The sequence below is a fragment of the Aeromonas sp. 600948 genome, from assembly GCF_049174875.1.
Lineage (GTDB): Bacteria > Pseudomonadota > Gammaproteobacteria > Enterobacterales > Aeromonadaceae > Aeromonas > Aeromonas veronii_A.
In genome coordinates this window covers 120,185-142,198 of the sequence record NZ_JAAKTY010000011.1, presented here as the reverse complement: position 1 = coordinate 142,198, position 22,014 = coordinate 120,185, and the positions used below count along the sequence as shown (strand labels likewise).

Annotated in this window: 21 protein-coding genes and 2 pseudogenes; 16 read left to right on the top strand and 7 right to left on the bottom strand. The window is 59.3% G+C overall.

The window, feature by feature from the left end:
- Positions 1-101 precede the first annotated feature (101 nt).
- Positions 102-1,034, top strand: a complete 933-nt coding sequence (locus G5182_RS11635; RefSeq protein ID WP_421254399.1) for a LysR family transcriptional regulator — start codon at positions 102-104, stop codon at positions 1,032-1,034.
- 83 nt (positions 1,035-1,117) lie between these two features.
- Here the strand turns inward: G5182_RS11635 and G5182_RS11630 are convergent.
- A pseudogene (locus G5182_RS11630) lies at positions 1,118-1,390 on the bottom strand (transcriptional regulator); the annotation flags it as partial.
- Positions 1,391-1,666: 276 nt separating this feature from the next.
- On the opposite strand from G5182_RS11630, the gene G5182_RS11625 reads away from it, so the two are divergent.
- From G5182_RS11625 to G5182_RS11555, 15 genes and pseudogenes are all read left to right on the top strand, one after another.
- Positions 1,667-1,930, top strand: coding sequence for a hypothetical protein (locus tag G5182_RS11625; RefSeq protein WP_421254396.1), 264 nt, complete (start codon positions 1,667-1,669; stop codon positions 1,928-1,930).
- A 65-nt stretch (positions 1,931-1,995) separates the two neighbouring features.
- Positions 1,996-2,094: pseudogene (locus G5182_RS11620) on the top strand (GNAT family N-acetyltransferase); the annotation flags it as partial.
- Positions 2,095-2,125: 31 nt separating this feature from the next.
- Positions 2,126-2,641 carry an AAA family ATPase gene (locus G5182_RS11615; protein WP_216951773.1) on the top strand — a complete coding sequence of 172 codons (516 nt, stop codon included), beginning with the start codon at positions 2,126-2,128 and terminating at the stop codon, positions 2,639-2,641.
- Positions 2,642-2,652: 11 nt separating this feature from the next.
- Complete coding sequence (locus G5182_RS11610) at positions 2,653-3,429, top strand: phosphotransferase family protein (protein ID WP_266134038.1); 777 nt, start codon at positions 2,653-2,655, stop codon at positions 3,427-3,429.
- Between the two features lie 535 nt (positions 3,430-3,964).
- Entirely contained in the window at positions 3,965-5,872 is a 1,908-nt protein-coding gene (locus G5182_RS11605) for a PTS fructose transporter subunit IIABC (protein ID WP_421254395.1), read from the top strand.
- Between the two features lie 654 nt (positions 5,873-6,526).
- Complete coding sequence (gene uhpT / locus G5182_RS11600) at positions 6,527-7,933, top strand: hexose-6-phosphate:phosphate antiporter (protein ID WP_005353611.1); 1,407 nt, start codon at positions 6,527-6,529, stop codon at positions 7,931-7,933.
- A gap of 218 nt (positions 7,934-8,151) precedes the next feature.
- Positions 8,152-8,457: a PTS fructose transporter subunit IIB gene (locus G5182_RS11595; RefSeq protein WP_005334611.1), complete on the top strand. Its 306-nt coding sequence runs from the start codon at positions 8,152-8,154 to the stop codon at positions 8,455-8,457.
- A complete protein-coding gene (locus tag G5182_RS11590) occupies positions 8,457-9,224 on the top strand; it encodes a PTS sugar transporter subunit IIA (protein ID WP_421254394.1) in 768 nt (255 codons plus the stop codon). Before G5182_RS11595 ends, G5182_RS11590 begins: the two co-directional genes overlap by 1 nt.
- A gap of 104 nt (positions 9,225-9,328) precedes the next feature.
- Positions 9,329-10,252 (top strand): 23S rRNA pseudouridine(2457) synthase RluE, encoded by a 924-nt coding sequence (gene rluE, locus G5182_RS11585; RefSeq protein WP_421254393.1) that lies wholly within the window; start codon positions 9,329-9,331, stop codon positions 10,250-10,252.
- Positions 10,252-10,743, top strand: coding sequence for an NUDIX hydrolase (locus G5182_RS11580; RefSeq protein ID WP_335873546.1), 492 nt, complete (start codon positions 10,252-10,254; stop codon positions 10,741-10,743). Before rluE ends, G5182_RS11580 begins: the two co-directional genes overlap by 1 nt.
- Positions 10,744-10,900: 157 nt before the next feature.
- The gene (mnmA, locus tag G5182_RS11575) at positions 10,901-12,007 is read left to right on the top strand and encodes a tRNA 2-thiouridine(34) synthase MnmA (RefSeq protein ID WP_005353619.1); all 1,107 of its coding nucleotides are present in this window, start codon (positions 10,901-10,903) and stop codon (positions 12,005-12,007) included.
- 23 nt (positions 12,008-12,030) lie between these two features.
- Positions 12,031-12,645 (top strand): high frequency lysogenization protein HflD, encoded by a 615-nt coding sequence (hflD, locus tag G5182_RS11570; protein ID WP_005334622.1) that lies wholly within the window; start codon positions 12,031-12,033, stop codon positions 12,643-12,645.
- A gap of 130 nt (positions 12,646-12,775) precedes the next feature.
- On the top strand, positions 12,776-14,146 hold the full coding sequence (purB, locus tag G5182_RS11565) for an adenylosuccinate lyase (protein ID WP_005334624.1): 1,371 nt from the start codon (positions 12,776-12,778) through the stop codon (positions 14,144-14,146).
- A 139-nt stretch (positions 14,147-14,285) separates the two neighbouring features.
- Positions 14,286-15,416 (top strand): cupin domain-containing protein, encoded by a 1,131-nt coding sequence (locus G5182_RS11560; protein WP_127006698.1) that lies wholly within the window; start codon positions 14,286-14,288, stop codon positions 15,414-15,416.
- Positions 15,417-15,598: 182 nt separating this feature from the next.
- Positions 15,599-16,012 (top strand): hypothetical protein, encoded by a 414-nt coding sequence (locus G5182_RS11555; RefSeq protein WP_335873548.1) that lies wholly within the window; start codon positions 15,599-15,601, stop codon positions 16,010-16,012.
- 96 nt (positions 16,013-16,108) lie between these two features.
- On the opposite strand, the gene G5182_RS11550 is transcribed toward G5182_RS11555, so the two are convergent.
- The 6 genes from G5182_RS11550 to G5182_RS11525 form a co-directional block, all read right to left on the bottom strand.
- Entirely contained in the window at positions 16,109-16,648 is a 540-nt protein-coding gene (locus tag G5182_RS11550) for a GNAT family N-acetyltransferase (protein ID WP_167556828.1), read from the bottom strand.
- Positions 16,649-16,654: 6 nt separating this feature from the next.
- Positions 16,655-18,295 (bottom strand): GNAT family N-acetyltransferase, encoded by a 1,641-nt coding sequence (locus G5182_RS11545; protein WP_323912677.1) that lies wholly within the window; start codon positions 18,293-18,295, stop codon positions 16,655-16,657.
- Positions 18,295-18,909, bottom strand: a complete 615-nt coding sequence (locus tag G5182_RS11540; RefSeq protein ID WP_323912678.1) for a glutathione S-transferase family protein — start codon at positions 18,907-18,909, stop codon at positions 18,295-18,297. The genes G5182_RS11545 and G5182_RS11540 overlap by 1 nt, the downstream gene beginning before the upstream one ends.
- A 36-nt stretch (positions 18,910-18,945) precedes the next feature.
- A complete protein-coding gene (gene pdxH / locus G5182_RS11535) occupies positions 18,946-19,584 on the bottom strand; it encodes a pyridoxamine 5'-phosphate oxidase (RefSeq protein ID WP_013723557.1) in 639 nt (212 codons plus the stop codon).
- Between the two features lie 140 nt (positions 19,585-19,724).
- On the bottom strand, positions 19,725-20,060 hold the full coding sequence (locus tag G5182_RS11530) for a hypothetical protein (protein ID WP_227341066.1): 336 nt from the start codon (positions 20,058-20,060) through the stop codon (positions 19,725-19,727).
- The gene (locus tag G5182_RS11525; protein ID WP_421254392.1) at positions 20,039-22,003 is read right to left on the bottom strand and encodes a reprolysin-like metallopeptidase; all 1,965 of its coding nucleotides are present in this window, start codon (positions 22,001-22,003) and stop codon (positions 20,039-20,041) included. The genes G5182_RS11530 and G5182_RS11525 overlap by 22 nt, the downstream gene beginning before the upstream one ends.
- Between the last annotated feature and the right edge of the window lie 11 nt (positions 22,004-22,014).

Below are 22,014 nucleotides of genomic sequence, written 5' to 3'. Positions count from 1 at the left end.
AGCCACATAAAAATAGCCAGTCAGTAAAGGGGAATAATTGACAGCCCCGGGTGATTACACTAGCTTGGCGCACCACCCGCCCATAACCGGACACCATGTTCGTGGACAAGCATCTAAGACAATTTATTGAAGTGGCCACCCACAAAAATGTCAGTCTGGCAGCCAGGCAAATGGGGCTCAGCCAACCGACGCTGACACACAACATGAGAAAACTTGAGGAGAGTCTGGGAACGACCTTGCTGGTCAGACATGCCAGCGGCGTGACGCTTACCGCTGCCGGAGAGCTGCTGCTGGAGCAGGCGCGCGTGATGCAGCGGATCTACGATGACACTCTCAGGCAGCTGGCCACCCTGCGCGAGCGCACCGCGCGCCCGCTAAAAGTGGGCACCGGACATGCGTGGTGGCAGCCGGTATTGCAACCGGTCACCGCCCGCTATCAACAGGCCAACCCATCCTGCACCATCAATATTGAAGTCGGCAACCATCTGCGCCTGCTCGATCTGCTGTTGGGCAATCATATTGATCTGTTTCTCGGACATGAAATTCACGGGCTGGCCAAAAATTACAGTTTGATATTTATTCCGCTATTTACTTCTCACGATGGAGTATTTGTCAGAGCGGGCCATCCCCTCACAGGGAAAATATGCAGCAAGCAGGATCTGGTTGATTATCCCAGCCTGCTGGTGACGCCGGATGAGGAGAAATATCTCCATCTGGTCGATGATTTGGCGAGAAAAAAACAGGAACGTGCCGCCATGAAGTTAAATGACAAAATCATTTATAGCAGCAACTCCCTGCTCACCAGCATTGATATTGTCAATAACAGCAATGCTGTCATGCCTTATCCGGTGAGCATGGCCGGTTATTTTTCCCGATTCGGTATTGGCCAGCTGAATATGGGCGAAGAGTACAACAAGGGGACTATCGGTATTTATATCCCTCGCGAGAAGAACGATGAGCCCCACATTCAGATGTTGTGCCAAGACATTCAGGCTCAGATCGCTTGCAATGGCCCCTTGATCGCCACCTTCTGAGCCCGCAATAACCGAGCCGAACGCCTCCATCAAGGTCACCGGCTGGATGAATCAACAGCTCATTCAGCCAGATATCCCAACCCTTACCCCACCTCCCCCAGTGCGCCGATCAGGGCGTCGAGCCCTTGGTCTACCTTTAAGCGCGGGCAGCCGACGTTGAGGCGGATATAACCTGTGCCTTCCGGGCCGTAGGTGTCGCCGCGCATGATGGCGACCCGGTATTTCTCCACCAGCAAGGTTTGCAGCGCATCCATCCGTTCGGGGGAGTCGATGCCAAGCCCGCGCAGGTCAATCCAGGCGAGATAGGTTCCCTCGGGCACCCGATAGTCGATGGCGGGGAAAGCCGCGTTGAGCCGCTGCAGATAGGCGGCCCGTGGAATCGGTCGTCAGACGGCAAGGCGGCTGCTGACCCAGATGCAGCAACCCGAGCTCGCCCCACCCGCCATATCATCACCACTCACCAGCAAACCGCAGAAGCGGGCATCGACCAGAGGCACACGGCTGCGGCGCGCGGGAAAATAACAAAGAGGGGGCGCAAAAATGTGAGCCTGCTCACTGCGTCAGCAAGGAGAGATTGAGAGCCAAGTGGAGAGGAATATGATGGGCGCCTGCCTCACTTCACGAGCCCATTTATGAGCAACCTGCACGACCAGAACCCGCCGAGTGAAATCCATCGCTGTGACAAATGCAGGGAGCGTACCCGCCATCTCGTGGTATTGGTCGCCCGCGATCACAGCCAGGACATCATGCCCAAGGATCCGCGCAAAGCCTTCTGGCAAGCCTTTACTTCCAGCAGCATTACCAACTGGGCGTTTGGCGAAACGCTGGCTTACCAGGCCACCCATGTAAAGCACCTGATCTGCGAGCGCTGCGGCGAGAAGTTTCTGGAATATTGAGTGACCATCAGGCCCAGAGGACGGCGCACCACGGACCGTCAGAGCGGGATAAAAGAGAAATAAAGATGACGTTTGTCGAGACGAACCCCGACCAACTGCCGCTAGCGCTGCTGCTGGAGGCCGATCCCGCAGAGCTGCGCATTGCCCCCTACTTTCCAGCCTCCAGATATCTGTTCCAGAAAAGAGCGCTCATAGATGAAACGAATTCTGATTATTGGCAACTCTGGATCGGGCAAGAGCTGGTTGGCAGCTCGATTGGCTGAGGGGTTAACTATCCGCGAGGTCAATCTGGACACCATCGTCTGGCAACCGGGCGGGTTTAACCAAAAACGGCCCCAGCATGAGATTGATCATGCCATTCAAACACTTGCTCAAGAGCCATCATGGGTGGTCGAAGGGGTATTTGGTGCCCTGGCCGAGCAACTGCTTGATGCCGCCGATACCCTGCTTTTTCTGGATCTCGACTGGTCAGTATGCCGTGATTCACTGCTATCGCGCGGATCACAAAGTGCCAGGCAACGGGATGCCGTAGCAGCCGAAGAGAGCTTTCAACAACTGCTGGTGTGGGCATCGGAATATGGGCAGCGAGCCGGCAAAAGCTCCCGCCAATTCCATCACGAGCTGTTTGATCGATTCCCAAACGACAAGCACCGTTTCACGACTCGCACAGAGGTACATAGCTATCTCACGCAACTGACCACTCATAGCTAACGGGGTAGAGGATGACGCAACAGGAGCTGGCGAAAATGGGGGGCGCTTCGGTAAGTATCCAGCTGCTGGATGGCAAACCCTGTATCAGAAAAAGCGGCGCATCGCCTGTCGAGCGCCATTTCTACCAACGCGCCGCACTTCATTTGAGCGGGCTCAACACTCCTACCCTGCTCAAGGTCGAAGGGGAGACCCTGTTCCTTGAGCAGATCCCTCATCCGGTCACGCTCACGCAGCTGCACCACAACGAACAGACCTTTGCTCAGCTGGCCAGCCTGCATAACGCCAACTATCAGCCCGACTTTGCGGTGAAAACTCACGGCTGGTCGCTCGTCGACACCAACGAAGCGCTCTCTGTACTCTGCCTGCCGGAAGCGGTAAACGAGAAGATCCGCCATATCCAGCAACTTGGTCACGAACTATTCGAGGAGTCATGCCTGATTTCGGGAGACAGCAATGAGGGCAACTGGGGCACCCGCAACAATGGTGAGCTGGTGTTGTTTGACTGGGAGCGATTTGGTTATGGCAGTCCGGCCATCGATCTGGCCCCGCTGGTGCCGCGGATGGGTTCGCTGGCTGAATATGAAACCATCATTGAACGCTATCTGTGCCACAGTTCGCTGCTCTCTGGCGACCGGTTGCTGCGCCATCTCGTCATGGCCAAGTGCTGGCTGATTATTGAAGTCACCAATCTGCTGACCAGAAGGGAGAAGCCGCAGGCACAGCAATATCTGGAGTGGTATCGGCAACAAGTTCCCAACTGGCTGGAGTCGGTGGCGCATATTGTGTAGTCCGTAGGTTCGAATAGCGGAGCGTATTCGGACGTTCGCGTTATAACCTATCTCTTTTCAGCCATCCCTCTCTTGCCACCACACTTTCTTCCCAAACAACGCCCCTCTGCGCTCGCCCAGCCAATGCGATTGGCCTCCGCCATCAGGCGCATAAAAATCCTAATCCGCCCGACGAAATGGCGACTTTTTGTGAGAAAGGTCACATCTTATAACGCCTTAAAACCACATATAAATCCAGACCCCGCTGGTGATTAATTTATTGACATGATGCATTACAAACCTGGTTACGAGACCAGTCACAATCCATTTATTTGTTTTTAAAGACAAAATTAGCAATAACCTGAAAATGGTGAGTCCTGCCTGAAAACGAGATCTTCATCACATCGCGTTTTGCTGCGCACAAAAATCCAGTGATTAGCACATTTGTCCGATAGGGAGGGTGCGGGTGAGCCGCGATAATGATCAGGTCATTTTTATCCAGTACGTCGATACGTACTCACGCATAGCTTCCGTCACCGGAAGCGGGGAGAGCGCCATGATCACCACCTTGATCAATGAACATCTGATCAACCTCGATTTGAAAGCGACGCGTAAGGAAGAGGTCTTCACCGAGATGGCCCGCCTGCTGGTCGCGCAAGGCAAGGTCAGCGACGAGCAGCAGTTCGTCAAGGATCTGTGGGCCCGCGAAGAGCTGGGTAACACCGGCTTTGAAGAGGGCGTGGCCCTGCCCCACGCCAAGAGTGCGGCTGTGTGCAATCCGGCGGTCGCCATCGGCATCAGCCGCAACGGCATCGAGTACGGCGCCGAAGATGGCAAGCCGTCCCACATTTTCTTTATGATCGCCTCCCCCGATGGCGGCGCCAACCACCATATCGAAGTGCTGGCCGAGCTCTCCGGCAAGCTGATCGAGGAGGGCTTTATCGCCAAACTGCTGGCGGCAAAAACCCCGGCCGATGCGCTGGCGCTGCTGCTGACCAAGAAAGAGGAGCAGAGCGCGGCCCCGGCCACCAGCAAGGGCTTTATCATCGGTGTCACCGGCTGCCCGGCCGGTATCGCCCACACCTATCTGGCGGCCGAGTCGCTGGAGCGCGCCGCCAAGGAGCTGGGTTATGAGGTGAAGGTGGAGACCAACGGCTCCATCGGCGTCAAGAACAGCCCGACCGCAGACGAGATTGCCCGCGCCACCGCCATCGTGGTGGCCTGTGACAAGCAGGTGGACATGGCCCGCTTCGCTGGCAAGCCCCTCATCAAGACCGGCGTAAAAGCCCCCATCAAGGATGGCAAGGGTCTGATCGAGCAGGCCCTGAAAGCCCCCGCCTATGTGGCTGGCAAAGAAGATAAAAAAGGTGAAGAGAAGAGCGCGGGCGGCAGTTCCGATCTCTATCGCTACCTGATGAACGGTGTCTCTCACATGATCCCGTTCGTGGTGACCGGCGGTCTGTTGATTGCGCTGGCACTTGCCATCGGCGGTAACCCGACCCCGAGCGGCATGCAGATCCCGGAAGGGAGCATGTGGAACCAGATCCTCAACGTGGGCGTGGCCGCCTTCACCCTGATGATCCCCATTCTCGCGGGCTATATCGCCTACGCCATCGGTGATCGTCCGGCGCTGGCACCGGGCTTTATTGGCGGCTGGATCGCCAACAACGGCAGCTTCTACGGCGCTGACGCCGGTACCGGCTTTATCGGTGCCATCATCGCGGGCCTGCTGGTCGGCTATCTGGTGCGCTGGATTGCCACTCGCCAGTACCACAAGATGGTGCAACCGCTGGTGCCGATCCTGATCGCCCCCATCGTCGGTTCCCTGTTTATCGCTGCGGTATTTATCTTCATTATCGGCGCCCCGATTGCCGACATGATGACCGGCCTCAACGCCATGCTGCTCTCCATGAGCGGCGGCAGTCTGGTGCTGCTGGGTATCGTGCTGGGTGGTATGGCCGGCTTTGATATGGGTGGCCCGGTCAACAAGGTGGCGTTCCTGTTCTCGGTGGGCATGATCGCCTCCGGTCAGACCCAGTTTATGGGTGCCATGGCCTGCGCCATCCCGGCCGCTCCCCTTGGCATGTCGCTGGCTACCGTACTCGGTCGCAAGCTCGGCATCTTTGACGAGTCCGAGATCGAAGCAGGCAAAGCCGCCGGTGCCATGGGTCTGGTGGGTATCTCCGAAGGGGCGATTCCGTTCGCCGCCCGTGACCCGCTGGCCGTCATTCCGGCCAACGTGCTGGGCAGCATGACTGCTGCTGTGATGGCCTTCCTGTTTGGCATCACCAACAGTGTCGCCCACGGTGGCCCCATCGTGGCCCTGCTGGGTGCCGTCAACAAGCCACTGCTGGCCCTGCTCTGCATGATCTGCGGTGCCATCGTCACCGGCGTGGTCGCGGTTGCCCTGAAAAAGCTGCGGGTAAAGAAGAGTGACGAGGTGACCCTGGCCAAGGCGGCCTGAGTCCTCCCTCACCATCGAGGCACCTAGACCATAAAAGAGGCCACCCCACGGGGTGGCCTCTTGTTTTTGGGGATGGCTGTTGGGCCGTATTTCCCAATATCGCCAACTGAGAATTGGTGGTCAATCAGCCCTCTCCCTTCACTTTTCCCTTAACTTCTCCCCTTACCTTTCCCTGGCTCCCTTCTGGCCAATCCATCCCACCTCCCCAGCCAAGCCAAGCCCAGCCCAGCCCAGCCCAGCCCAGCCCAGCCCAGCCCAGCCCAGCCCAGCCCAGCCCAGCCCAGCACTCACACAGAGCGCCAAACTGGATGAAATGGCAGCAATCTGGCGTCAGCGGTGTGATGCTTCTCACGCTTTGTCCGAGAAAGCGCAAAAACTAGGAAAATTTCCTAGCCCCACTAGGGATGGCTCTCAAGCCATTTTTTGCCCCTCTTATTAGAGTCACCTCACCTGATGTCGTGACCCGCACCGCGACGGGCAATGTGCCCCGTCATCCGGTGCCGGGCCCGGGTTTATATGGATGGAGCGTCGAGCGCAGCAACGGCTGACAGCCCCGACGTTCCGTTCCCCCTTCCGTGGCGTGACCTCGAACAACCTATCTACAAATGAGGGGCGCGGCGGAAATACCGTCTATCTCGCAGAGGATGAACGAAGATGTTGAAATTGCTCCAACAGGTCCGGGTCCCCACCCTGGACCTGCCGGTCGAAGCCCGGCGCAAGCTCTGGTTCAAGCCGTTTATGCAATCTTATCTGGTTGTATTTATTGGCTATTTGACCATGTATCTGATCCGCAAGAACTTCAACATTGCGCAAAATGACATGATCCAGGAGTACGGTCTCTCCATGACCGAGCTTGGCATGATCGGCCTTGGCTTCTCCATCACCTACGGGGTGGGCAAGACCATCGTCTCCTACTACGCCGACGGCAAGAACACCAAGCAATTCCTGCCGCTGATGCTGATCCTCTCCGCGCTCTGCATGCTGGGCTTCAGTGCCAGCATGGGCGGCACCGGTTTCAGCCTCTACTTCATGATCTTCTTCTATGCCCTGAGCGGTTTCTTCCAGAGCTGTGGTGGCTCCTGCAGCTACTCCACCATCACCAAGTGGACCCCTCGCAACAAGCGCGGCACCTATCTGGGCATGTGGAACCTCTCCCACAACGTGGGCGGTGCCGGTGCAGCCGGTGTGGCGCTGTTCGGTGCCAACTACCTGTTTGATGGCAACGTGCTCGGCATGTTTATCTTCCCCTCCATCATCGCGCTGATCGTCGGCTTTATCGGCCTGCGCTTTGGTAGCGATTCACCGGAAGCCTACGGCCTTGGCAAGGTGGAAGAGCTGTTTGACGAAGTAGCGAGCGAAGAGGATATCGCTACCGAAGAGCAGCAGCTGACCAAGTGGCAGATCTTCGTGAAGTATGTGCTACTCAACAAGGTGATCTGGCTGCTCTGCTTTGCCAACATCTTCCTCTACGTGGTGCGTATCGGTATCGACCAGTGGTCTACCGTCTATGCCCACCAGGAGCTGGGCTTCTCCAAAGATGTGGCTATTCAGGGCTTTACCTTCTTCGAAGTGGGCGCACTGGTCGGCACCCTGATGTGGGGTTACCTCTCCGATCTGGCCAATGGTCGTCGTGGTCTGGTTGCCTGCGTGGCACTGGCGCTGATCATCGCCACCCTGGGTCTCTACCAGCATGCGACCACCCAGTTTATGTTCCTGGGCTCCCTGTTCACCCTGGGCTTCCTGGTGTTTGGTCCGCAACTGCTGATCGGCGTGGCCGCCGTGGGCTTCGTCCCCAAGCAGGGCATCAGCGTGGCCGATGGCGTCAAGGGCACCTTCGCTTACCTGATTGGTGACAGCTTCGCCAAACTGGGTCTGGGCATGATCGCCGATGGCACCCCCATCTTCGGTCTGACCGGCTGGACCGGCACCTTCGCGGCGCTGGACATCGCAGCCGCCGCCTGTCTGGTGCTGATGGGTTGTGTCGCGGTCGCCGAAGAGCGCAAAATCCGCCGCATCAAGCGCGAACTGAAAGCCGCCGAGCTGGCTGCCCAGACCGCCTGATAGCCATAACAACAGACGCAGATTGTTCAGGGTCACCCACAGGGGTGGCCCTTGTTTTTTGGGGAAACCCCACTCCCAACTAGCCCATATCAGCCTGCATTGCCGTTCAAGGGACGGGCATATCCCCATCAAGATCCCACTTTTCATATGGACTTTTGGTAAAAGCCCCCCGCTGGCGCTATCTTGTTGCTCCCCCTTGTCAGCATCACAGAGAGCAGATGAAGATCGTCGCCGTCACCGCTTGCCCGACCGGTATCGCCCATACCTATATGGCTGCCGATGCCCTGCAAAAAGCCGCCACTGGGCTGGGACTCAAGATCAAGGTCGAGACACAGGGCGCCATGGGCATGGAAAACATGCTGACCGCCCGCGATATTGCCAGCGCCGACCTGGTGCTGATTGCCTCCGATATCGAGATTGAGCAGAAAGAGCGCTTCCTCGGCTGCACCATCCATCAGGTGAGACTGGAAACCGTGCTGCTGGATGCCAACGCCGTACTCAAGGCCCTGCCGATCCCGGCCTGATGCTGACCCGCGAGATCACCTTCTACTGCCAGCAGGGGTTGAGCATCACACAGGCCAAGCAGTTGAACCGGCTGGCGGGGATGTTCAAATCCACCATCCGCTGCGCCAACCTCACCCGGCGCCAGACTGTTGCCGCCAGCAACCAGCTCTCCCTGTTGACCCTCGCCACCCAGCCCGGCGATCTCTGCCAGTTGCAGATTGAAGGGTGCGATGCCGAGCTCGCCCACATGGCCTTCACCTGCTGGTGCGGGGAGCTGGGTCAACCGCTGGTGCGCCCGCGCACCGCCGCGCTGGCGGAGTTGCGACTGGCCAACGCTCTGCCCGACTACCATTTTGCCCTGCGCCAGCTGGCCTACAGCCCAGTGCCGCTGACCAAGGCCGAGGCCCTCGAGCATCTGATCGATCTGCTGCCCGCCGAGCTGATCACCGACCGCGCCACACTGACCGCCGCGGTGGAGCGGCGCGAGCAGGTCTCGGCCACCATCATCCGCCCCGGCCTTGCCATGCCTCATGTATTGAGCGAAGGGATCAGCCAGCCAACGCTGGCCCTGCTTAGCTGCAAGGAGCCCATCGAGTGGGGCTCTCAAATCGGACCGGTGCAGACCATTATTCTGCTGGCGGTGCCGGTTGGTAGCGGACGGGAGACCCTGCGCCCCCTTACCCGACTGGCGCAGGCGATGATCGACGATGTGGTCAGCCACGCCCTGCTGTTGGCGGGCTCGGCCCCCGCCCGTCAGGCTATCGTCATCGAGAGCCTGCTGAGCTAGGCAAATTGGCTCCGGGCGCTGCTTGTTGTAACGCCAGCCATTCATCCTGCCCTCAGCACCCTGTGGTACACTCGCTGCCATCGTCTGTTTGAAGTGTGTATCCGATGAAATCTCCCCGCTCCCGTCTCTCTGTCAGCCGTGCGCCGCGCGATAACGCCCCGCGCACGACTACCAAACCAGCCGCTCCCCGCCATGCATCCCCTCGCAAACCGGAGCTGGCCCCAGCGGATCGCAAATTGCTCCTGCTGAACAAGCCCTATATGGTGCTCTGCCAGTTCACCGACGAGGCGGGCCGCGAGACCCTCAAGGATTACATCAAAGAGCCCGGCATCTATGCCGCAGGGCGGCTCGATCGCGACAGCGAGGGGCTGCTGCTGCTCACCAACGATGGCAAGCTGCAGGCGCGTCTCACCCAGCCTGGGGAAAAGACCCCCAAGACCTACTGGGTGCAGGTGGAAGGCATCCCGAGCGAGGAGAAACTGGCCGCCCTGCGCGCCGGTGTGGAGCTCAATGACGGCATGACCCTGCCCGCCGGTGCGCGCATTATGGATGAACCTGCGGTGTGGCCGCGCAATCCGCCCATTCGCGATCGCAAGGAGATCCCCACCAGCTGGCTGGAGATCAAGATCATCGAGGGGCGCAACCGCCAGGTACGGCGGATGACCGCCCATATCGGCCACCCCACCTTGCGCCTTATTCGCTACGCCATCGGTGACTGGACGCTAGATGGTCTGGCTCCCGGCGAGAGCCGCTGCCTGCCCGCCCCCGAGCTGGCGCCGAGCTCCAACAGCCGCCCGCGTCCCTCCTCATCCCGTTCAGGCGCTCATACCGCCAAACCGGCCAAACCGGCAGGGGAGGCGCCACGGCGGGCTAGCCAGCCGAGACGGGACGAGCGCCCCCGCAGCACTCACCCAACCGAGCGCGCAGCCACGAACCCGACCGGCGGCAAACCCCGCAGCAGCGGGCGAGGAACGGCGCGTAGACCCGCCCGTGCGGGCAATCCCAATAGCAACGACAAGGAGTCATGATGAGCAATCAGGCAGAGCAATCGGCCACCAGCCACGCCCGCATGGAGGCGCGCCTGACGGTCGCCGCCCTGGTGCAGTGGCAGGGGCGCTTTCTGGTGGTGGAAGAGGAGATAAAAGGCCAGCGCCGCTTCAACCAGCCCGCCGGCCATGTGGAGCCGGGGGAAAACCTGCTTGAAGCGGCTTGCCGCGAGCTGAAAGAGGAGACGGGGCTGACCGCCGCGCCGACCGCCTGGCTTGGTACCTATCTGTTCAAACCGGCCGACAGCGAAGCCACCTATGTGCGCACCGCCATCATCTTCGACCTTGAAAAAGCGCCGGGTCAGCACCATCCAGAGGATCCTGACGGCGATGTGCTGGCTTGCCACTGGCTCACTCTGGAAGAGATTGCCGAGTGCAAACCGGCCCTACGCAGCCCCTTGGTGTGGCAGTGCATTCAGGATTATCTGGCGGGGACACGGCTGCCGCTCTCGGCACTCAAGGCCTTTATCTGAGGCCATTTGACACTCTTTTTCGGTGACAAAGGCCAACAACAGAAAAACGATTTCCTGCTATCAGGCTCCTGATGGGAACTGCGGCATGGATATGTGACCGGGGGCGCAAAACTCTGGTAGAATACGCCCCGTTTAAACGAACTGGTAACTTCGACTAATGACAGACAACAGCCAAATCAAGGTGATCGTCGGCATGTCCGGCGGCGTGGATTCTTCCGTCTCGGCCTACCTGCTCCAGCAGCAGGGCTATCAGGTCGAAGGCTTGTTCATGAAGAACTGGGAAGAAGACGACACGGACGAGTACTGCTCTGCCGCCCAGGATTTGGCTGATGCCAAGGCCGTCTGCGACAAGCTGGGGATGAAACTCCACACCATCAACTTCGCGGCCGAGTACTGGGACAATGTGTTCGAGCACTTCCTCGAAGAGTACAAGGCTGGCCGCACGCCGAACCCGGATATCCTGTGCAACAAGGAGATCAAGTTCAAGGCGTTCCTCGAATTTGCCGCCGAAGAGCTGGGTGCCACCTACATCGCCACCGGCCACTATGTGCGCCGTGACGACAGCACCGGCCGCCCGCGCCTGCTGCGCGGTCTCGATACCAACAAGGATCAGAGCTACTTCCTCTACACCCTGAGCGAGAAGCAGGTAGGTCAGAGCCTGTTCCCGGTTGGCGATCTGGAAAAACCGGAGGTGCGCCGCATCGCCGAGCAGCTGGATCTCATCACCGCCAAGAAGAAAGACTCCACCGGTATCTGCTTTATCGGCGAGCGCAAGTTCAAGGACTTCCTGGCCAAGTTCCTGCCCGCCCAGCCCGGTAAAATCGAGACCGTGGATGGCAAGGTGATCGGCGAGCATCAGGGTCTGATGTATCACACCCTGGGCCAGCGCAAGGGGCTCGGCATCGGTGGTCGCAAAGATGCCACCGAAGAGGCCTGGTATGTGGTCGACAAAGAGGTCGAGCGCAACGTGCTGGTGGTGGCGCAGGGCGAACATCCTCGCCTCTACTCCGATGGCCTGATTGCCAGCCAGTTGCACTGGGTGGATCGCACCCCCATTCGCGAACCGCGTCGCTGCACCGTCAAGACCCGCTACCGCCAGCAGGATATCCCCTGCTTGATCCAGCCCATCGACGACGAGACCATCCGGGTCATCTTCGACGAAAAACAGGCTGCGGTCACCCCGGGCCAATCCGCCGTCTTCTACGACGGGGAAGTGTGTCTGGGCGGTGGCATCATCGAACAACGTTTCAGCCATCCGGTTTGAATCCTTAACAGAAGGCAGCAGACGTGAGCGATAAATTCCAAGACAGAACAATGGCCTTTGCCGGCATCTGCCAGGCCGCGTATCTGGTGCAGAAGGTGGCCCGAGACGGCAGCTGTGACGAGGCCGCCCTGCGCGAGAGCCTCTCCAGCATTCTGGTGACCAACCCGAGCCAACCGCTCGAGGTGTTCAACAACACCCATCTGGCCATTCGCGACGGCTACCGTGCGCTGGTCGAGCAGCTGGGTGCCGACGGCAGCCAGAAGAATGCCGAGCTGACCCGCTACGTGGTAAGCCTGATTGCACTGGAGCGCAAGCTGGCCAAGCGCAAGGACATTCTCAACATGCTGGGTGAGCGGATCAGCCAGATTGGCCGCCAGCAACAGCACTTCGATCTGCTCGACGAGCAGATTTTGGCCAACATGGCGAGCATCTACAGCGATCTTATCAGCCCCATCGGGCCGCGCATCCAGGTGGCGGGTACCCCGCTGTTCCTGCAGCAGCCGCTGGTGCAGCACAAGGTGCGCGCCCTGCTGCTGGCGGGTATTCGTGCCTGCGTGCTGTGGCGTCAGCTCGGTGGCAGCCGCACTCAGATCATCTTCGCTCGCAAGAAGATGGTGGAGCTGGCCAAACGTTACTAATCATCAGCTCGCGCGCGGGCCAGCCGAGGTCGACATCAGGGTGAACAGCCGCACATCCGCCCTGACGACGACTCAGCCCCACGCGCGAGTGAATACGGATCCCCCACACAAATCATCAGGAGTTCACCCCATGGAGCTGTCCGCGCTGACTGCTGTTTCCCCGATTGACGGTCGTTATGGCGACAAGGCCGATGCCCTGCGCCCTATCTTCTCCGAATTCGGCCTGCTGCGTTTTCGCGTTGAAGTCGAGGTTCGCTGGTTGCAAAAACTGGCCAGCCATGCCGGGATCCCGGAAGTCCCTGCCCTGAGCGCGGCTGCCAACGCCCTGCTCGACGGCATCGTCAGCAACTTCAACGAGAGTGACGCCGCCCGCATCAAACAGATCGAGCGCACCACCAACCATGATGTGAAAGCGGTGGAGTACTTCCTCAAAGAGAAAGTCGAAGTGAACCCGGAACTGGCGGCTGTCAGCGAGTTCATCCACTTCGCCTGCACCTCGGAAGACATCAACAACAACTCCCACGGTCTGATGCTGAAAACTGCCCGCGAAGAGGTCATCAAGCCTTATTGCGAAAAGCTGATCAGCGAGCTCAAGCGTCTGGCTCACGAGTACCGTGACATGCCGCTGCTCTCCCGCACCCACGGTCAGCCTGCCACCCCGAGCACCATGGGCAAGGAGATGGCCAACGTCGCCTACCGTCTTGAGCGCCAGTTCAAGCAGATCATGGCGGTGGAGATCCTCGGCAAGATCAACGGTGCGGTCGGCAACTACAACGCCCACCTCAGCGCCTACCCGGATGTGGACTGGCACCAGTTCTCCGAGGAGTTCGTTACCTCCCTGGGTCTGACCTGGAACCCCTACACCACCCAGATCGAGCCGCATGACTACATCGCCGAGCTGTTCGACGCCATGGCTCGCTTCAACACCATCCTGATCGACTTCGACCGCGATGTGTGGGGTTACATCTCCCTGGGTCACTTCAAGCAGCGCACCATCGCCGGTGAAATCGGCTCCTCCACCATGCCGCACAAGGTCAACCCCATCGACTTCGAGAACTCCGAAGGAAATCTGGGTCTGGCCAACGCCGTGTTCCAGCATCTGGCGAGCAAGCTGCCCATCTCCCGCTGGCAGCGTGATCTGACCGACTCTACCGTACTGCGCAACCTGGGTGTGGCGGTGGGTTACTCCCTGATTGCCTATCAGGCGACCCTGAAGGGTATCTCCAAGCTGGAAGCCAACGACGCCGCCATGGCCGCCGATCTGGATGCCAACTGGGAAGTGCTGGCCGAGCCGATCCAGACCGTGATGCGCCGCTACGGTATCGAGAAGCCCTACGAGAAGCTCAAGGAGCTGACCCGTGGTCGCCGCGTCGATGCCGAAGGGATGCGTACCTTTATCGACACCCTGGAGTTGCCGGAAGCTGTCAAGGTTGAGCTGAAGAAGCTGACCCCGGCCAACTACATCGGTGACGCCCAGCGTTTGGTCGATCTGCTGAAGTAAGCCAACCGGCAGTGACGAAGGGGCCCTGTGCACGATACGCCACAGGGCCCCTGTTATTTTCCCTGCCACGGCAGGACCCCGAGTGGCTTTTCCCAAGCCTGCCTTGGGCAAAACCTCTTTGCGAGACACGAGAAACAGCATGTACGAACTCAATCTGGATATCGCTCACTTCCTCGAGCACTACTGGCAGAAGCGCCCGCTCCTTATCAAGGGTGGCTTCAAGGACTTTCAGGATCCCATCAGCCCGGACGAGCTGGCGGGTCTGGCCATGGAAGAGGTGGTAGAGTCCCGTCTGGTCACCCGTTTCGACGGCAAGTGGGATGCTGCCCACGGTCCCTTCGAATCCTACGACCATCTGGGCGAAGAGAACTGGACCATTCTGGTACAGGCTTGCAACCACTGGGCTCCCGAGGTGAACGAGCTGGCGGTGCCGTTCCAGTTCATTCCGGGCTGGCGTTTTGACGATGTGATGGTGAGCTTCTCTACCCCTCACGCGGGTGTCGGCCCCCACATCGACAATTACGATGTGTTTATCACCCAGGGTCTGGGCAAGCGCCACTGGCGGGTTGGCGATGCCAAGCCGCTCAACGAGTTTGCCGCCCACGCCGCCCTGCTGCACTGCGAGCCGTTCGAGGCGATCATCGACGTCATCATGGAGCCGGGCGACATCCTCTACATTCCGCCCGGATTCCCTCACGAAGGCTACGCCATCGAGCCCTCCATGAACTTCTCGGTGGGCTTTCGCGCACCGGATGCCAAGGCGCTTATCTCCTCCTTTGCCGATCACCTGATCGACAATGAGGTGCGTACCGAGCGTTACGGCGATGCCGACCTCAAGCCCCGTGCCCGTCACGGCGAGATCCAGCCCCACGAGCTGCACCGTCTGCGCGAGCTGATGCAGCAGGCCCTCGATGACGAGACCCTGTTCAAGGAGTGGTTCGGCACCATGATCTCCGAGGCCAAGCACGATCTGGACGTCAATCCGGTCGAGCCAGACTACAGCGCCGAGGAAGTGGCCGACATGCTGACCCAGGGCGAGCCTGCCATCAAGGTACCGGGTCTGCGCACCGTCTGGTTTAGCGGCGAGAGCCAGCAGTGCTTCATCGACGGCGAAGCCTGGACGCTGCAGAGCGAAGACGCGGCAGCCATTTCCCTCCTGTGCGACAAGGACATCATCACCCAGGCCGACATGGTGGAGCTGGCCGATCAGGCCGGTTTCCTGCAACTGCTGACCCGTCTGGTCAACCGCGGTTACTGGTTCTTCAACTGATCCGGCGGTAACTGAAGGATAAAAAGGCGCCTTATGGCGCCTTTTTGTCACTCAGATGCGGTTCAATTAACAATCGATGCGCGAAGCTGAACCTACTCTTGATGAACCGACAAGTGGTGATTTATTGAGCTAACATGGATGAGTATCATGCGTCCGTCCCTGTTCACAAGAGAAGCGCCACCATGCAAATCACCTCCCGGCCCATGCCGCTGCCCGATTACGGCAAATATCCCTCCTCTCCGGCTGTCACGCCCGAACAGGTCAATCAGGCCCGTAACGAAGCGCTGATCAAGAAGGATGAATTACAGGCACAGAGCGAAGAGAAAGCAACGGCTCGCAGAACCCTGGCTGTCTCTTATACGGCTAACCAGCAAGATAAAGCCGTGGTGGAGCGCTACCTGGAAGCCAGCGGTCAGGAGAGCGACAGCAAGTCGGGCCCGAGCACGGCTGATATGTATCAGGCTGCGACTCGCTACCAGCGCCAGCAGAATCTCAGCGACTACATGCAATTCCAGCAGAGCCCGCTCGCCCAGCAGATGGGTGACATGGTGGGCGAAGATAATCGCAAGGGCACCCAGCTCGACATCATTGCCTGAGCCAATTTGCTCGAATAAGCCCGGCAGGGATCAATACAAGATGAAAAAGCCCTCAATGAGGGCTTTTTCGCTATGGCTTATCGCTGCGACGTCTCGCTATAAATGGGACACTTCTGCCTGCGCGTCCGGCAGCTCGTCGGGGAGTTCATCAAACAGGGGGTGATAGAGCACCTCACCCTGCACACCCGAAAAACCGCGCTCCTGCAGCTCCATCGCCATAAAGCAGTCGGCAGGTACCTCATAGATGCAGTGCAGGCCAAACTCGCTGGCCGGGCGGAAACCGAAACGGCTGTAATAGGCCGGATCCCCGAGTACCACCACCCCTTTCCAGTCCATCTCGAGCGCCGTATCAAGCCCTTCACGGATAAGATCCGAGCCAATCCCCTGGCCTTGCCAGTCGGGATGAACCGCGACCGGCGCCAGACCGAGCCAGGGCCCTTCCATGCCGTTAATGGTGATCGGGCTTAGCATCAGGTGCCCCATGAACTCGTACTCTTCCTCTTCGACCATGGTCACCACGGCAGCGCCACATTCGCGCAGGCGGTTGACCAGTTCGGCCTCATCGGAACGACCGAAGGCGGCACTCAGCAGCTCATAGACCGGCAGCATGTCACCGGGGCGCTCGGTTCTCAACATCAGGTATTACTCCTCGTACAGCAGAGCGGGCATTATTCCACACAACGGCTGGTCATTCTGAGTACCTTTGTCCAAAAATGGGAGGGTGCACTCAGGAAAACGAGCTGCAAACTGCTGCTGCAAGGCGGTTAGCGTAGCCGGGGTGACCCTGTTCATCGCCTCCCGGTAGGCAAACCAGAGGGCGGGAGCCTCCCGCGCCAACCGCTCAAAGGTCAGTTCTGGCGTTTGATACCAACAGCCATCCAGCTCATCGACCAGCTCCGGCAGCTCCACCAGCAGCCGTAACTGCTGATAGCGTATCTGCGGCGAGTCACCGTTGCCGCCCAGCGCCTGCGCCATCAATTGGTTGAACCAGTGGAGCCGTGATGCGCGCTCCTCGCGGCTAAGCAGCTCGGGCCCTTGACGCTGCAGTGCGGCCAGTTGCAGCAACCACGCCAGCCCCTGTTCATCCCTGTCTTTCAGCAAGACGCCGCCAAGATGGGACAACTGCTCCGGTTCGGCCTGCTCCAGCAGTTCGACGGGGTAACAGTGCACCTCCAGAGACCTCTCAAGATGCGGCGGGCAGCGAATAGAGCAGGACTCCTCCCCCGCGCCCCTCTCATCCACAAAGAGCGAGATGGCCAGCTTGCCGTTGGCACTCTGCCGATCCAACGTTACAGGATCCCACAGGATCACCACGGCGATCCGCTCATCAGCAAGCCAGCAGGCAATCTCCTCGGCCAAGGGATTGGGTAAGGAGGGGGCGCGATCCAGTCGCCAGTAACTCACATCACACGGCTGGCGACCACTGATATGGCGCCGCCCGCGATAGTGCATCCCCACTTTTGCCATCACCCGGCCGGAGGCTAAATTGTCTGGCATATGGCGAGCCGTCAGCGCAGGCAGTTGCAGTTGGTCAAAGGCGAACCCCTTGACCAAGCCAGCGGCCCGAGTAGCCAGACCGCGATTTTGCCAGGGCACGCCCACCCACCAGGCGAGCTCGCCATTCCAGTGCAGGGAGATCACCCCAAGCAACGCCGCACCTTGCTCCTCTGGCAAGGTGATGGCCCAGCTCCAGCCAAGACCAAGCGCCGCCTTGCGCCAGCTGAGCGCCAGCCAGTCGCGGGCCCCCTCCGGCGGATAGGGATGAGGAATATTAAGGGTGTAGCGGGCCAGCGCCTCGTCGTTGCAGTAGCGTACTATCTCGCGATCATCGGCGGCCTGCAGCGGTCGCAGCGCGACGCCTGATAGCGGATGATCCTCAACCAGGGTCGGCACCGTCACGCGGCGCGCCAGCAGGCGATTTAGCACGGCGCCCAAATCGGCCTCGGGGGTGAGCGGCAGATCGGCCCCCACAGGGCCAAGGGTGAGCAGTCCCTGCTCCCTGGCGAGGGTCAATAGGGAAGTAGAGGCGCTGATCAGGATCTGGCGGCTGGGATCAACATGAAAATCCACCAGCAGATCCCCATCGAGCCAGGCAGCCAGCAGGGCTCCCGGGCAGAACACCCCGTCTGGAGGGCTGCTCGCCCAGGGTGCATCGGTTTGATCGAGGGCGGCCGCCGCCTCTTTGCCCAGCAGCAGCTGCCAGCGATGACCTTGCTGCTGCCAGTGCAGCAACAGCGCAGCCCACTGCGGTTGCCACAGACTGGCCTCGATCAGCAGTTCCATCAGCTGGCCTGACAGGCCGCTGGCAGCGTCAGGTGACGGGGATGGGCTTCGATACGGGCGATCCAGCTACGGATAGCGGGCCACCCCTGCAGAGAGAAGATCCCCTCCTCTGCCACATGGGTGTAGGCATAAAGGGCGATATCGGCGATGGTCGGCGCATCACCGCACAGGTAGGGGCTCTGTTTCAGCTGCTGCTCCATTACCGCCAGCGCCTTCTCGCCACCGGCTTTCAGACCGTCGAGCCGCGCCTCCTGCGACTCGGGTCGGCCGAGATAGTGAACGATAAAGCGGGCCACCGCGATGTAGGGCTCATGGCTGTACTGCTCAAAGAACATCCATTTGAGCACCTCGGCCTGCTGGCGCGGCTCGGTTGGCCACAAGGTACTGCCTTGCCCCAGATAGAAGAGGATGGCGTTGGATTCCGCCAGCGTATCGCCCTGGCCAATCTCCAGCACCGGGATCTTGCCGTTGGGGTTCATGGCCAAAAATGCAGGGGTACGGGTATCCCCCGCCTGAATATCCACCTCAACCCACTCAAGGGGCAACTCCAGCCAGCGGGCCAGCAGCCACACCTTGTAGCAGTTGCCGGAACGCAGATCACCATACAGACGCATACACACTCCTTGTGAAAACAGATTTGAACAGCGCGATCAGGGAGCCAGACGCTCGATATGCCAGCCATCCCCTTCGCGGGTGTAGTAGAAGCGGTCGTGCAGTCGGTGCTCGCCCCCCTGCCAGAACTCCACTGTCTCGATCACTACCCGGAATCCGCCCCAGAAGCTCGGCAGCGGCACTTCGCCATTGGCGAACTTCTGCTTGAGCTCGAGGAACTTGGCCTCCAGCACGCCGCGGGCCGAGATGCGGGTCGACTGCTTGGAGACCCAGGCAGCGATCTGGCTATCCTTGGGACGGCTGTGGAAATACTTCATCACCTCGAAGGTGCTCATCTTCTCCACCCGACCGGTCACATGAACCTGTCTGTCCAGCGTGTGCCAGGGGAAGAGCAGGCTGATTCGAGGATTGCCTTCCAGCTGCTGCGCCTTACGGCTACCCATGTTGGTGTAAAAGACCATCCCCTGGGCGTCGTAGTGCTTGAGCAGCACAGTGCGCTGCCAGGGCTGACCATCGGCATCCACCGTCGCTACCACCATGGCGGTGGGATCGGTCAGTTTGGCCTCACAGGCCTGCGCCAACCACTTCTCGAACAGCGCCAGCGGCTCGGCCGGCAGATCGGCCCGGTGCAGCCCGCCACGGGAGTATTCACGGCGCAGATCAGCAACATCCATCATCTTGATTTTCCTTCAAATAAATAATGGTTCCACGACCATCAAGAGAGTGACGCAGGCATTGTGCTCCGCTCATCTGTCAGTGACAAGCCATAACACAGCGGGGAGGCAACTGCCTCCCCGCTGTGTTTACCTGCAAACTATTACCTCTGAATCGCCTCCGGCATGCACCTTTCCAGCATCTGTCGGTTATATCGGGTGGCATAGTCAATCCGCTGCTCAAACTCCGCCTCCTTGCCCATCTCAATCACATCGCCGAACCCTTTCAGATAACGGACTCCGCACCGGGTTCTCGCTTCTGCTTGCAATGACTCCACAACCCCCGGGGCCATGCCGCCACGCCCGCCGCGCACGATGAGCCGATAATCCTGAGCAGCAAGACTCTCATCTATTGCCTCGGTCAGTGATGCGGCCACAACAGGCGCTGCGCAGATATGCAGAAACAGCAAACTGACGGCTAACCGTAATACCTGCGCCATCCGGCTGCACCTCCCATCAGGATGATCACAATGATACTCACCGCACCACCACCGCCGCCGCCACCCGTATTGTTGTCGGTAATGACAGTTGCACTTTCCGTAGTGGCCGACGCATTACCTCTTATCCCATTGATAGAGAAAAAAATATTATTGCTGCATGCCAGCTTCAGCCTAGCCGTGCTGATCAACGGTGCAGGCAACACCACACTGGCCGAACCGTTATTGACAAGCCCGCTTGCCAGCGTAGTCCAGCTAGAACCGCCATTCTGTGTCAGTGCCAAATCCACGCTGGGACAGTTGATAGGAGGCTGATCGGTCCCAGCAACATTCCATGTCACTAGCTGAGTGCTACCCGCCACCATGGCGCCAATCTGCGGGGCTGTGATGGCAAATGCCGCGCCGGTATTGATCACCTGCACCACCATCTCATCACTGCTGACCGCCCCCTGACCATCACGTACGGTAAGGCGGAACTGGAGATTGCGATTGGTCGCTGGCCACGCCTCCCCTTTGGCCAGCACACCCGTGATCAGCGAGCTCATGGCAGGCAAGGTTCGGCGGGGATCCGAAGTTGGCGAGACAAAGCGAAACAGCGGGCGTGACCCATCATCCACCATGGTGGCCAAACTGCTGGATGCGTTGCCCAGATCCACCTGCTCCCAGGTGTAACTCAAGGCATCTCCATCCAGCTCCAGCGCACTACCGACAAGAGTGAAAGGCGTATTGGCGGGGATCACCCTATCGCCCCCCGCATCCACAACCGGCGCGTTATTGGCAAGCGCCAGGTCGGTGCCGCAGGAGGGCAGAGAGGCCATCAGAGCCCGCATCTGCTCGATCGACTTGCTGTGAAAGAAAGGTGTGCTGTTAACCTGCAGATTCTCCTCACCACAGATCCCGGCATAGGCCATGATGGTCGAGCCACTGCCCGGTTCCCAGGCTGAGCTAGCCTTGCGACCCGTGGCACAACTGTCGGCCATGCCATTGAAGGAGTGCTCTGCCCCCAGCTGGTGCCCCAATTCGTGAGCCACATAATCAATAAAGAATGCATCACCGATAGGCTGTGAGCCTCCGGTCATGCCCCGTGAACGGCTGAAAGGGTTGCATAAAGATCTCAGGGTCGCCACCCCGCCGCCTGATGTCGCCAGCAGATGGCCCAGATCAAAAGAAGGATTGAGCAACACCCCCTGTTGGGTCTGGTTGATTGCGATATCCTGGGTCGAGTTGGTGAAAGGATCCGTCGCAGGATCGGTGAAAATCACATTATCCGTATCAGCTGCAAGCTGAAACTCGGCCCCCACATCACGGCGATAGACTTCATTGACCCGATTAAGCAGTGTTGCAATCGCCGAGAGTGCTGCAACCTTGGTACCACCGTGATACTGGGTATATTCCCCGGTTGCCGAGATAGCGATAGTGTAGCGCTTGCGCAAATTGCCATCGACCAGCACAGCTCGCTCACGCTCGATACCATGAGGATCAATCACCTGATCCACATCCTGTCGCCGCCAGGCATCTTGCTGTTCATAAACGGCATAAGAGAAACCGTCCTGAAGCGGATCGACATAAAAGGTACGCCCCTGATGGGTAAACATACCGTGAAAACCATGTATGGTGACATCAAATCGGCCTGTATCCGCCGCCCGATCGATAGCCTTCCCACTGTAAGTATTGATAGAAGGGTAGCGCTGGGCCAAAGGCTCCGGGAGCAAGGCATTGGGATGAACATCAAACTGCACCGTAGTGCCATCCGGCAGTGGCAAAGTCAACACACTGGCGAGATGCCCGGGCTCAAAAGGCTTGTCAGGAACCACCACTCTGACCTTTTCAGCTCGCACATCATAGATCCCTCCCCTTTCCAAGTTTTCATCCATGAAGGTCCACTGTGGTTCTGCTGCAACCTGAACAGACAAACTGGTGATAATCACCGCAATGCCATGCTTCATAGAGCCTCCTT